At 50.4% G+C, this 13,588-nt stretch carries 8 protein-coding genes; 1 reads left to right on the top strand and 7 read right to left on the bottom strand.

The features are described 5' to 3' along the window. Positions 1-216: 216 nt before the first annotated feature. The 6 genes from ACEW9O_RS15110 to ACEW9O_RS15085 all read right to left on the bottom strand — a co-directional run bounded on the left by ACEW9O_RS15110 (position 217) and on the right by ACEW9O_RS15085 (position 10,610). The gene (locus ACEW9O_RS15110; protein WP_373551008.1) at positions 217-3,312 is read right to left on the bottom strand and encodes a glycosyl hydrolase; all 3,096 of its coding nucleotides are present in this window, start codon (positions 3,310-3,312) and stop codon (positions 217-219) included. A 108-nt stretch (positions 3,313-3,420) separates the two neighbouring features. Then, positions 3,421-5,094: a beta-xylosidase gene (locus ACEW9O_RS15105; protein ID WP_373551007.1), complete on the bottom strand. Its 1,674-nt coding sequence runs from the start codon at positions 5,092-5,094 to the stop codon at positions 3,421-3,423. A gap of 28 nt (positions 5,095-5,122) precedes the next feature. After that, a complete protein-coding gene (locus ACEW9O_RS15100) occupies positions 5,123-6,112 on the bottom strand; it encodes a phosphotransferase enzyme family protein (protein ID WP_373551006.1) in 990 nt (329 codons plus the stop codon). Between the two features lie 9 nt (positions 6,113-6,121). Next, entirely contained in the window at positions 6,122-7,615 is a 1,494-nt protein-coding gene (locus ACEW9O_RS15095; RefSeq protein ID WP_373551005.1) for a serine hydrolase, read from the bottom strand. Positions 7,616-7,670: 55 nt separating this feature from the next. Continuing rightward, positions 7,671-8,792: a glycoside hydrolase family 18 protein gene (locus ACEW9O_RS15090; protein WP_373551004.1), complete on the bottom strand. Its 1,122-nt coding sequence runs from the start codon at positions 8,790-8,792 to the stop codon at positions 7,671-7,673. A 57-nt stretch (positions 8,793-8,849) separates the two neighbouring features. Then, positions 8,850-10,610, bottom strand: a complete 1,761-nt coding sequence (locus ACEW9O_RS15085; protein WP_373551003.1) for a gliding motility-associated C-terminal domain-containing protein — start codon at positions 10,608-10,610, stop codon at positions 8,850-8,852. An 83-nt stretch (positions 10,611-10,693) separates the two neighbouring features. Here ACEW9O_RS15085 and ACEW9O_RS15080 point away from each other — a divergent pair, with 83 nt between their 5' ends. Then, positions 10,694-11,653, top strand: coding sequence for a YheT family hydrolase (locus ACEW9O_RS15080; RefSeq protein WP_373551002.1), 960 nt, complete (start codon positions 10,694-10,696; stop codon positions 11,651-11,653). An 85-nt stretch (positions 11,654-11,738) separates the two neighbouring features. Here the strand turns inward: ACEW9O_RS15080 and ACEW9O_RS15075 are convergent, their stop codons facing one another. After that, positions 11,739-13,427, bottom strand: coding sequence for a carboxylesterase family protein (locus ACEW9O_RS15075; protein WP_373551001.1), 1,689 nt, complete (start codon positions 13,425-13,427; stop codon positions 11,739-11,741). Between the last annotated feature and the right edge of the window lie 161 nt (positions 13,428-13,588).

Below are 13,588 nucleotides of genomic sequence, written 5' to 3'. Positions count from 1 at the left end.
TAGATAGGGTGGTGGCTTTTTCGAATGGTGCCACAAACGACAAAAATTAGCACAAAGAAAAAAAAGAGGACATAATGAATACAAAGCAAAGCGTTGTCAACGTCTAACTTTGTGTCCATTGTGTCCTCTTTTTTTTCTTTGTGTTTAAAAAAATGTCGCTTTGGGTGTCACTAAAACAAAGGAGATTCCCCAAATTTCCCCACTTTGAGCAAGCACTTATTTTTCAGCTTTATCCTTGATCTCCTTCAATTGCAAAGCCGTCAACTGCTTATTCAAGCCCGGCAACGCCCCCGAAATCGTAGTCTCCAATTTACTCAAATGCCCCTCTAATTCTTTGCTTAGCTCTGCAAAAACCTTGTGTACCCCCGCCGTTGGTTTGGCATCGCCGGATTCCAGACTGCGCCTCACCGCCGAAATCCGGTTGCCCAACTTGATCGGGAAGTTCAGCGGGTCCTGCCCACTCTGGTTTTTGGTTTGGTACAAATCCTCTTCGATCACCGTGAGTTTGGCGTTTAAGTCCTTGGCCGCCGCCGTAAAGCTGGCATCAGTAGTTTCCTTCATCCGCGCTTCCATTTGTTTGCGGAGGTTGCGGATGCGGATCACCGCTTCGTTGCCCGCACTTTCCTTGTCCCGTATCTTCATCGCCACCTCAAACTGCTCCTGTAAATCCGCCGCCGTGATGCCTTTCAGGTTGGGATTCATCAGGATTTGGAAGGGATAGGTTTGGCTGTATGCACCAGCGCTGAACTTTACCTGATACTGTCCCAATGGCGCTTTTGGGCCATTTTGTGGGCGCGCACCCCAAAGAATCATGCCTTCAAAAACGGTGGCACCGGGGTAACGCAGGTTCCAGGAGAAAGTATTAAGCCCAGCTTCCGCGCCTGGTTTGGGGCCAGCGCCGGGGCCACCGCCGCTACCACGTGGGGCATTGTCGCCCTTGAAGGCCTGAATCAGTTTTCCTTGGGCATCCAGGATTTCAATTTTCACCGAGTCCATTTTTTCCTGCAAGTAATATTGAAACACTGCCGTGGTCACTCCCCGCATGGCATCCGCAGGTTTGAACAAAATGGCTGGTTGCTTGCGGTTTTCGAGCGTCAATTGCCGGAAGGGCTGGATGTCATCCAGAATCCAGAATCCGCGTCCGTGGGTGCCGAGTACCACGTCATTGTCTTTGATCACCAAATCGCGAATGGGGGTATCCGGCAAATTCAACTGTAGGGACTGCCAATGGTCGCCAGCGTCAAAGGACACGTACGCGCCATGCTCGGTGCCCAGAAACAGCAACCCTGGCCGCACGTGGTCTTCTCTCACTGCGCGGGCAAAATGCCCATCGGCGATACCCGTGACGATTTTGGTCCAGGTTTTGCCAAAGTCGCGGGTGCGGTACACATAAGGTTGGCGATCGTCTACCTGGTACCGATATACGGCCACATAAGCGGTACCGGGTTGATGCCGGGATTCGTCGATGATGCTGACAACCGAGTGTTTGGGCAGATCTTTGGGGGTGATTTCTTGCCAGGATTTGCCCCCGTCGCGGGTGATGTGGATGCGCCCGTCATCGGAGCCCGCCCAGATGGTATTCACGTCGTGGTTGGAAGGGGCCAGGGCGTACACCGTGGCGTAGATTTCCGGCCCGTTCATGTCTTTGGTGATTTCGCCACCCGTTGGCCCTAAGGTTTCAGGATCGGCGTAGGTCAGGTCAGGACTGATTTTTTCCCAACTTTGTCCATCATCTTTGGTGCGCCACACGTGTTGGGAGCAGGTGAACAGCTGATTCGGGTCTTTGGGTGAAAATACAATGGGGTAAGTCCACTGCCAACGTTCTGGCAAGGCGCTGGAAGGCTCCCCTGAGAAAAAGCGGGGATACACCTGGATGTCGCGTACCTGCCCATTGCTGCGGTCGTAACGGGTGAGCAGCGCCCCTTGGCTACCTGCGTAAAAAATATCTTTGTTGACCGGATGCTGGGTGATGTAGCCACTTTCGCCGCCGCCGACCTGGTAGTACCAACCGTGATTAGGTCCGCCCGCCAGCATATGCCCCCAACCATCGCTGGGGATGGCCAGGGTACTGTTGTCTTGCTGTGCCCCCGCCACATGGTAGGGTACATCGCTGGTCACCGTGACGTGGTACAACTGCGTGGTGCAATAATCCTGCTCCGTCCAGCTGTCCCCACCATTGACGGATACACTGCCGCCTCCATCGTCGGAAAGGATCATGCGTTTGGGGTTGTTGGGGTCGATCCACAGGTCGTGATAATCGCCGTGAGGGCCTTCGATTTGTTTGTCAAATTTGACCCCGCCATCGGTGGATTTGTAAAAATCAACATTGAGGCAATACACACCATCTTTGTCAAACGGATCGGCATAAATGCGGGAATAATAAAAGGCACGCTGGCGCAGTTTGCGCTCGTCGTTGACCTTTTTCCAAGACCAGCCTGCGTCGTCAGAGCGGTACACTCCACCGTCGTTGGCTTCGACGATGGCCCAAAGGCGGTTGTTGTCTACGGGCGACACTGTTATGCCAATTTTGCCCAAAGTGCCCGTAGTCAGGCCGGGATTGCGGCTCAGGTCGATCCAGGTATCACCACCGTCGACCGATTTCCAGAGTTTACAATCGGGGCCGCCGCCCCACATTTTCCAGGTTTTGCGGTACACTTGCCAGGTGGTGGCGTAGATGATTTTTGGGTTTTTGCGGTCGATGATCAGGTCGGCAACCCCGGCTTTGGGGCTGACGTAAAGGATTTTTTTCCAGGTGTTGCCTCCGTCCATGGAGCGGAACAAACCTCGTTCTTCGTTGTCGCCATAGGGGTGGCCTAGGGCACCTACGTACACGATATCGGGATTGGTGGGATGCACCCGAATACGGGAAATAGCTTGAGTTTCTTTCAGCCCGAGGTGCCGCCAGCTTTTGCCTGCATCAGTGGATTTGTACACCCCGTCGCCCTGGGTGATGCTGCCGCGCAGTTGGATTTCACCGCCCCCAATGTACACCACATCGGGATTGGTTTCAGCTACGGCTACGGCACCAATCGAGGAGCAGGAGATTTTTCCATCGGTAACGGGTGCCCATTCCTGGCCGCCATCGGTGGTTTTCCATAAGCCGCCGCCCGTGGCACCGAAGTAGTACTCATTGGGCCGACCAGGACTCCCGGTACAACCCAGCGAGCGCCCGCCACGCAGGGGGCCAATGTTGCGCCATTTGAATTTTTCGAAGTATTTGGCTTCGTAAGGATTGGAATACGTACTCGGGTTTTGACCCCATAGGCTATTGCATAGCATCAGGCCAAAAACCACCCACAACAGTTTTTTCATACTAAATTGGTTAGGATAGAGGTGAGTTTCAAAACTAGCAGGATTTTTTGGTTTGGCAAAAAAGGGGAGGGATTGTCTTTGTTGAATGTTTGCCAGTTGATTCAAAATTTACCAATCGAATTTCAACAACGAAACGCCCTGCCTCGGCAATTCAATCTCCATTTTTAAAGCGCCATTGTTCGTTTTTACATAGGCTGGCGAACTCAACAGCGTCAACTGCCCAGCTTTTTCCAACACCGCAATTTGCTCCGCCGAAGGATTTTCGGGCGCGCCCATTTTCTTCCACACCTCATAAGCATTGCTGTTTTCATCGTCGATGCGGTAATGGTGCAGATTGAGGGTTTTGGCAGTGAAGCCCTTCAGGTTGAGTTCGATGCTGGCCTTGCCCGTTTTGACATCATCATCGTGGTAATGCCAGAGCATCACGGCGGCTGAGCGCAGGTCTTTGCTGGCCAGGCCATCAATGTCGGCTTTGGGGCCACGTACACTGGAGTCTCTAACTGCGGTGTAGCTGTAATTTTGGTTGCCTTTGACCTCCACTCGTTTGCCCTTCATCAGGGCGAACATGCGGAAGACATTCAGCACGGGTTTGTCGATGCCATTGGTGGCCAAATCGCGGAAACCATAGAAATAAGGCTGGTTTTCAAATTCAAAAGACCAACTCACGGCCCCTCTCAGATTCACTTTAAAATGATCGGCCAATGCATATTTGCGGGCAAAAGAAGCAGCGGTGTAACTGGAATACATGGTGCCATTGCGGTAGGCATTGGAAGGGTTGGTCTTCATGCCACAGGCCGCACATCCCTCCGGATCTGACTCACCAATGATGATGGGCAAGTGCTTGAGGGTAGGGTAGGAGGCCACAATCCGGAAACCTTCGGAGATGTCGCGCAGTTGGGTGCCCATGTTCATTTGTACATATCCGTCCACTATTTTGGGCGCTCCTTTGGCGTGGAAGGTGATGAAGTCGAGCGGTGCTCCAATTTTTCCAGTCGCATAATTTTTCCCCGAAACGCAGTGCGTGAGGAAGGTTTTTAAAAAATCCGCCGCCTTGTTCCAACTTGGGCCGGTGGTTTCGGGGCCACCCATTCTGATTGTGGGTAAAGCTCTTTTGGCCGCATCGGCAGTATAGTCGTACAATTTGCAATATTCATCTACCGTGCCTTTCCAGTAACCGATGTTGGGCTCGTTCCAGAGTTCCCAATACCAAGTTTCTACCTCCGCTTTGCCATATCGTTCCACGGCGTGTTTGACCCAGGTATAGACTAAATCAGCCCATTTTTTGTAGTCTTTGGGTGGGTAAGCCCAGCCGGTGTACACTTTATCGTAAGGCATGCCGGGTTGCCAATGGTGCTCATAAGGTTGAGGATTAGTGGACAGGGCTTCGGGCATGAAGCTGAATTGTGCCATCGGTTTGATGCCCCGCTGGAGGTAGGTGTCAAAAATTTTGTCCAGAATGGTGAAATCGTAAATGGGTTTGCCATTGGCATCTTCGGTGTAAACGTTGGTAGAGCCCCATTTGAGGTTCATGGTATCGTGCCCGGAAGTGAGCAGGTTGTGTGCGCGAAAATATACCGGAACCGGACTCATTGCGCTGAGTTCACTCAAGAGTTTTTTCCCATCACGCATGTAGGCATAATTGGGCTCGTCGGCACCAAACCAAGCCCAAAAAGGGTGCATCTCCCCAACCTCTTTGCTGAGGTCGACATTGATGATGGTTTTTTGAGCAAAAACATATTGGGCCGCTCCAAGGAGCAGGCAGCAAAGGATAAATTTTTTCATCCCAAAGGAATTAGATGGCCAATGAATTTTATTTGTTTGTAGTATAAAGCTCAAAATAACTTTTTACCAGGACATTGATGAAACGTTTGAGGTAGGATTCGTTAAAAAAGGTATTGGACCAGTTTTCAAAACGTTGACTTTGAATGCCCAGGTAGAAAAAATAAAGGCAGACGCCCAGCATCGGGAGCACCCGTTTTTCTTCGGCACTGAGGGGCGTAACGGATTCGTACCCCCGGATGAAACTTTGTACTTTGGGCAAACATTCGGGTTTGTCCCTTTCTACACTGTGTACCTGTAAAACGTAATAGGCCACATCCAGGCACAACCAGCCATTGCCACAAAAATCAAAATCAAAAATGGTGACCTCGCCCGTTTTGCTGACGTTGAGGTTGTCGAACCAAATATCTAAATGGACGGCACCTGTCCGCAATTCCTGCACCTGAATGTTGGCCAGGTATTCGAGCAGGTATTTTTGCGTGCTTTTGATGAAGTCCATTTCAGCGCAATCATGGGGTAAAAAGGGCTGGAATTGGGCCGTGGAGTTGATCAATAACACTTCGGGGCTGTAGCTAACCCTTTCCAGCTTGAAATTTTGCGTCACCTGATGCAGTCGCGCCATGATGGCCCCAATTTCAAAATGGGTTTCAGTCGAAAAATTATGCAATTTGTCTCCCTCAGCGTAGGAAAAAAGCACACCAAATCTTTCTCCTTCGGGCGCCACCAAGGTTTGGATGTATTCCCCTTCGGCGTCTGGCATCGGGTGGGAAACGGGAATTTGGGCATCTCGGAGGGCTGTTAGCAAACGCATTTCTTCAGCAATTTCCAAGCGAGAGCGCCAGTTCAAACTGTACACCCGAAAAATCCATTTGAGGCTTTGATCCTTTACGAAGTAAGTGTGATTGATGCCAGCTTTGATCAATTGACAGGTACAGGCAGCACTCAAATCATATTTTTTACGCAAAAAATGACCAAGCGCCTCAGTGCTGAGTATGGAACTGGAAACGGGAAATGTTTGCATGGATGCGGGTTAATTGAATCGGATAAACTCCATCCCCTCATAAGTCAATTTCTCCACCTTACCCTCCACATTCAAGCTAAAAGTGCCCATGGCCTGGCCATACCAATCCTGGGCATAAGGCCCTCGGAAGGTATCATAATGCCAATGCCCCAATTTCGCGCTGATGAATTGATTGAGGGTGACCACCAGTTTGTTGTCATCTAGCGCAACGACCGCTTCGCCATACAGCGGATGGGTGTATTTTCCTACGTATTCAGTCAGGCGTTTAGTCGGTTGCGTGTTGGGAATTTGTTTGGCCTTGAAGGCTGCTTCATCTTTATCAGCCTGATCCTGAATGCCCTTGTAGAGGGTCAAAAATTCTGCATTCCAGTCGCGATTGCCTCCAAGAAAAAAAATGTCGAAAGCTTTGTAGACCAATGCATGGCGCACTTCAGCATGGTCAAAATTCCCAAAAACATAAATGCCCAGCTTGGCCTCAGGCAATTGGGCGTGCATGGCAATTTCCCCCGCCAGGCTCCCGGTATGGTAATTGATCTTTTTGCCTTTGTAATCGTGCTGGAACCAACCCAGGGCATACGTCGTCCAGTTGGGTTTGATCAATTGCATGGTGGGGTAAAACTGGTCAGCGGGAACAAGCACCTGCGGGCGAAACAACTCAACCCAGGTGTGTGGCTCCACGAGGCGGCCCCCGGCGTATTTGCTGCTGTCCAACATACAAAGCATCCATTTGCTCATGTCGTCGATGCAGGAATGGACGCTGCCCGCCGGGCCAATCTGGTCGGCGCTATTGGCTTCAATCACTTTGATGCTTCCATTGACGCGGAAATGGGGTTGAGACAAATTGGCTGTGGGTGTACTTTTGAGGGTAGGGTAGGTGCTGTTCATGCCTAGGGGCTTGAAGATCCGCGCCTGGATGAAGGCCTCCCATTTTTGGCCACTGAGTTTTTCAATCACTTTCCCCGCGGCCAGGTAAAAAATGTTCTGGTAGATGAAACTGGCGCGCAGCGGATAACTGGGCGCTACCTGCTGCATTTTGCGCAGCACTTCTTCTCCTGATACGTCCATGATGGTCCACAAAAAATCGGCATTGCCTACGCCGCTATTGTGGGTAAACAGGTCGCGAATTTTAAGGTCGCGGGTAACGTAAGGGTCGTAGAGCAGAAATTCGGGCAAATGTTTGCTCACCGGATCATCCCAATTGGCTTTGCCTTCATCGATCAGCATGGCCATACATACGGCGGTCATGGCTTTGGTGGTGGAGGCGCAAGCGAATTGGGTTTGGGTGTTGACTGTGTTGGTGGTGCCGAGCTGACGGACTCCGTAAGCTTTTTTGAAGAGAATTTGTCCATCTTTTACCACGGCTACGGCCATGCCCGGCATTTGCCAACTTTGCATGGCTTTTTCGGCGTAGCTGTCGAAGGCTTGGATTTGTTGGGTGAGGTTTTGTGCAAAAAGGGAAAGACTTCCCATGAGGAGGAAGAGCAGCGTGAGCGTTTTTTTCATGCCTGATTTATTGATAGTCATTGTAATTTTATTTGAGCAATTTTTTACAAAAACCTTACTGCTGTGCCTCCCAAATCGCCTGCAACAAACCCGTACCCGGCTTGTCATCGGTCAATTGCCAGAACATAATTCCACCCAATTTTTGCTTCATCACGTACTGCGTTTTGAGTTTTACGGAACTGTAATCGTCAAAAGTAGCAAATTCCTTGCGCTGCGGGCTGTAGGCCCATGGTGCCTGCGAGACGGAATCTCGATAGAACACAAAACCTTCCTCTGCAGTAAACGTGCTGGAAATTCGGTGGTAAGGCACAAAGGATTTGAACTTGCCCGACTGGTACAAGCCCCGATTGACGTTTTCAACTTCTACCCAACTGCGGGCGTAAAAAGCTGCACCAATGATGATTTTTTCGGCAGGCACCCCAATTTTTAGCAACTGCTGTACCCCGTCATAGGCAGAAGCCTGCTGCTTTTCATTGGGAAACATAGGGGTATGGTGCCCGGTAACGGTGCTGTAACCACTCACCAGATCATAACTCATCAAATTCACATAGTTGACCAGCGGCATCACCTTATTCCACTCGATGGATTTTTCAATAAAACTGCTGAAGCCACCCGCGGCAAAACTCAGGATGGCTTTTTTGCCCAAAACTTGGCGCAATTCCTGCACCAGAGCGGTGAAATTGGCTTTGTCTTCGGGCATAAAGGCATGCCCGGGGTAACCAGCGATGCCGGGGTATTCCCAATCCAGGTCGATGCCGTCAGCGCCGTATTCCCGCATCAGGTCTTTGACGGAACGGGCAAATTCCTGGCGGCCTTCCGCTTTGGCAAAGACCCCAGAACAAGGTTCACAGCCACCCCAACCGCCGAGTGAAAGCATAACTTTGAGCTGCTTGTGTTTTTTCTTGAGGGCCGCCAGATTGCGGATGGCGATGCTGTCTTTGGCATTGTCTACGGCGAGGCGTTGACCCCGTAGGTGGCAAAAGCTGTAAATGACATGGGTGACTTGTTCCCATTTGTATTGGTCGAGGTTTTGGCCATTGCCCATGTAGTAGGCGATGGTGGCTATTTTGGGAGCTTTGGCCTGAGTAGGGAGTTTATGATGTGGAACAAAAAATAGGCTTAAAAAGCCCAAGGAAAGAAACGCCGAAATGCTACGCGCAAACAGGGAATGGAACATGTGAAAATGGTTTGTGGTTTGGGTGAAATAGAAGGACAAGGATAAAAAAAATCCCCCTTAATTCCTCAACAATTGCACCTTTTGCGTCAAAGTTCCTTCCTGGATATTGCCACTTTCATCCAATACCTGATACCGTACCGCTACCATGTATACGCCTGGATCGGCTGGTTTTTGGCGGGCCTGACCATCCCACTGCGCTTCGGCACTATTGCCCTCAAACAAACGATCACCCCAGCGGCTGTACACACTCATCTGCACGTTTTGTAGGGGGCAATTGCTGAACAAGCGCAGTTGATCGTTCTGGCCATCGTCGTTAGGGCTAAAAGCATTGGGCAGGTAGACCAAGCAGGCACAGGGATCTCGTTTTACTTCATATTCCAGGATAGTTGGCGCAATACAGTTGTAATCGGAAGCGCGGTAAATACCGGGGGCAGTAAATGTTCGGCCAATATTGGGCGTCCCATCTTCCCAAATAAAATTAGCATTGGGCAATTCGACGCTCCAGTCTAGCCCGCAACTTAAAGTGCTATCGATACGAACGATACGATTTTGGGTCTGGTCACAACTTTGCGCAAAGGAGAATTTCCAGGGCGCATTGTCAATCTTGGCTTCGAGGTAACGGGGATTGAAAGGGAAAAAACTGACCGTTTGTGGCGCAACGTTGATTGGACTGGTATGTGCGGAGGTCGAACTGAAATCTTCCCAACGAAAACAGGTACCTTGACTGGAATCGATGGAAGCTTGCAGCACAAATCCTGCGTAGCGATCCGCTGAAGCCTCCCTTAAATCCTGGCTTCCAATAATGCTAACCCGGCCTTTGCTGGCCAAGGATTGATAAATGCCATCCGTTTGGAGCGACTGTGCAATCAGCAAGCGCCGCTGTCGGCTGATTTGACCACTTTGACTCAGGGTCAACTGGCTAGGGTGATTTTCATTGGCTCCTGGATCATTGTATACAGCAAACAAATTGCCATTTTCCAGGACCTGTAGGTCGGCAGCGCGGCCAGTGGTTTTGAAATCGGGACTATTCCAGACAATTTTCCCATTTGGGTTGATTTTGTAAAAAAAAGCCCGGTCATTTTTGAGCGCTTCAAAAATATAACCGTCTTCCACCACAATCGGTCTACCTACAGGTGAAAAACCGCCAGCACTTTCCCCTGAATCGAAAGTTGTAGCCCACAACAGGTCTCCTGTGGCATTAAAACTGTAGGTATACCCCCCGGAACGGCAAAGGAAACCCCCATCTTCGGTTACAATGGCTTCGCCATTCGATTCAAAAGGAGCAAATACCTTACCCCACTGTACGGTCAGGCTTTGATCAAAAGTACACAAGAAGCCTCGTTTGGCCGTACTGAAATCCAGGACGAGGCCAAAAGCCATCAGGTTGCCATTGGGCATAACCTGGATGTTGTAGGTGAAATTGTCGACGGTACCCATGTGCAACATGCGGTAAGCCAGCTCATTGCCTTTAGGGCTGAGTTTTAAGATAAAAATGTATTCGCTGCCACTTTCGTAAGCGGTTCCATAGACGTATACCTCATTGTTGGCGCTGATTTTAACATCTTTGAAGGTCATGAAATTTTGCTTCCACTCGAAGTTTTTGCTCCAAACGGTGTTACCACAGGGATCGAGCCTGAGTATATTGATGCCTCCATTGCGGTTGGCGGTTTCACCCCGCACTGGGGAGCCACAGATCAGCAGGTCGCCATTGGAAAAACGGGCAATTTTTTGCTCATACGGCTTGACCGATTTCTCCAGCAACTTGAAGTACTGTTGGGAGAAGCCCGAGAGGCTGTAAAACAGCAAAAACAAGGTCATAGTATGTTGGAGCCTGCTTTTCATTATCCAAATATACGACTAAATTTGCGTTAAAATGTCGCCTAATTAACACAGGTTTACCAATGCCATTTATTTCCAAAGACGATTACCTTCCCCCCTGGTTTTTCCGCAATACCTACGTGAATACCATCTATCCTTCGCTGAGGCGGACAGTACCTGATTTGCACTACGAACGGGAACGCATCGATACCCCCGATGGGGATTTTTTGGATCTGGATTGGGCTACTCAAGGTAGTGACCGCTTGGTGGTGGTATTACACGGCCTGGAAAGTTCAGCCGAGCGGGGTTACATCAAGGGCATGATCCGGCGCTTTTTCCTGGAGGGCTGGGATGGACTAGGCATGAATTTTCGCGGATGTAGCGGCGAGAACAATCGGCTGCTGCGCACCTACCACATTGGGGAAACGGGGGATCTGGACCTGGTGCTGCAACATGCTTTGGCGAAAAACCAATACCGCGAAATTGCCTTGGTCGGTTTTAGCCTGGGCGGCAATGTGGTGATGAAATACCTTGGGGAAAAAGGTGCCCAAGTGTATCCCGAAATCAAAAAGGCCGTTGCCATATCCGTGCCTTGTGATGTACCAAGTGCCAATGCTGAGTTCAACAAATTGAAGAACTGGATTTACATGTACCGCTTTATGAGCACACTGAATCCCAAAATGCACGAAAAAGCCCAACGTTTCCCCGATCAGTTTCAGGTCAGCATCCCCAAGCCCCGCAATTTTGGCGAATTTGACGGGGCTTTTACGGCTCCTGTGCACGGTTTTGCAAGTGCAGAAGAATATTGGAAACGCAACAGCAGCATCCTTTTTTTTCCCGACATTCACATTCCAACCTTGTTGATCAATGCCAAAGACGATACTTTTTTGAGCCCGTCCTGTTTTCCGTATGAGCTGGCAGAACAATCCCCCTATTTTCACTTGATGACACCGCGTTATGGTGGGCATTGTGGGTTTTATACGCCGGGGAAGCGGAATGTGTATTGGTCGGAGGAGCAGGCTTGGGCGTTTGTGGCGGGGTAGAGACGCACAGCCTTGCGTCTCTACAATGTTTTACGCAGCGCAAAAATGCCCTTTTATCCCGAAATCATGAAATCCAGGCGGCAAATCAACTAATCACATACGGCGGCAAAGTCTTACGCGCCTCCCGGTCAGGGTCATTTTGCAAAGTGCAAGCATCGTCCAGAAACATGGTTTCCCCTTTATCCGAGGAATATTTGGCCCATTTGGGCAGTCCGCCTCCATTGGGGTCACCCGTTTTCATGAACTGCAACAGAGCACCTGCCATTTTTTGAGACAAGGCCCGGGGGCGTGCTCCTCCACCCGTATGCGACAACATCAAGTCGGTATTGTAAAACCAAAAGCAGATGTCCAGGCAGTGAAAAGCGCGTAGCCGATTGTCGAACAAGGGGGGCTGCCAGCCAAACCAGGCCAGAAATACCGGAGCTTCTTGCTTCGATTTGGAATCCGCCAATAGGACCGACCTTTGGCGGTGATTGGTGATCATCGACCAGATGTCCGCTGGTTTTTTATTGGGGAATGTTTTGGCGTAGGCATCTACAATGGGACTAGCTTTTTCCCCATACGTGCCTTTGAATTGCTCCTTCAAACCATCCAGCGTGATGGCCTCCCGGCTTGAATCGGTCCAGGTGCTGGAACTTTCGTTGGTCACCGAACAAATCATCATGGGGATTTTGGCAGCGTAGGGGGAGGCCTTTGGCAAATAGGGGTGATCGGGGATGTGTTTGCCATCTACCCTCGGCTGAAAGATCTGGGGGGCACTGGCAGCACTTTTTCCCGAATCCACGGCCAATTTTCCCGCAGCTCGGACGGCTATTTCGTAGTATTTCTGCCAGGGCATTTGTTGGAGTTGATCCACTTGGGTGTTTTCAAGTCCAGCTTCCTTCAGGATATAGGCACCCAGTTTTTTGGAAAGATCGGGAATACCCAGATCAACCCTGGCCCCACTCAACACCACCGCTTTGCTGAATAAACCTTGTGCGGCAGGCATGGCTGTGGTGGTGCACACTTTAGAGCCGCCGCCTGATTGTCCCATGATGGTTACATTGTTGGGGTCGCCACCAAAATTGGCAATGTTTTCGCGCACCCATTCCAGGGCAGCCACCAAATCCAACATCCCCACATTGCCGGAGGAGGTATATTTTTCACCTCCTACCCCGGAAAGGTCGGTAAAACCAAGTGGGCCCAAGCGGTGGTTGACCGAACAAAAAACCACGTCTCCGAGCCGGGCCAGGTTTTCGCCTTTGTAACCTTCATGCTCAATGGCGTTGCCGTTCCAAAAACCGCCGCCGTGCATCCACAACAAAACCGGGCGTTTTTTTCCATCGGAATAACCCGGAGTGAATACATTGATGCGCAAACAATCTTCGCTGACATCGTCGTAGTTCCATTGGTCTCTGAATGAGGCGAACTTGTTGGCGTAGCGGTTTTCCATTTGTTGGGGTGCCGAATTGCCCCACCAAAGTGCAGGGTAGATGTCTGTCCAGGGTTTGGGTTTTTCCGGTGGCATAAAACGGTTGGCGCCGGAAGTATCTGCTCCGTAGGGAATGCCGACGAAATGGTAAATGTTCCGCAAGATGTAACCGCGCACTTTGCCGTAGCTGGTGTTGGCCAGGGCGATGTTGTCTCCCACGAACAATAGTTGATCCTCCTCCTTGCTTGGTTCAACTTTACTCACATTGCTAGCCAAAGCAAAAGGCGATCCCAGCCCCAAGGCGGCGGCTCCAGCGCTGAGAGTTTTAAAAAATCGACGGCGGGTTGATTGTGTTTTTTTCATGATCTAATCGTAGGTTAAGTGGTGTATTGTTTAAGGATTTTGGCATAAGGCTTTTTTGAGTTAAGAGTTACGAATACATGAGTTTAGAGTTTTGAAGTGGGCTACCGCAGCGACTTTGACACAGCCTTGGTATAAGTCGCTGCGGTAGCCCACTTCAAAAC

The sequence above is a fragment of the Haliscomenobacter sp. genome (genome assembly GCF_041740695.1).
In the GTDB taxonomy this organism is placed as follows: domain Bacteria; phylum Bacteroidota; class Bacteroidia; order Chitinophagales; family Saprospiraceae; genus Haliscomenobacter.
Note: the sequence above shows the minus strand (reverse complement) of the source record. Positions and strands in the feature narration are given on the sequence as shown.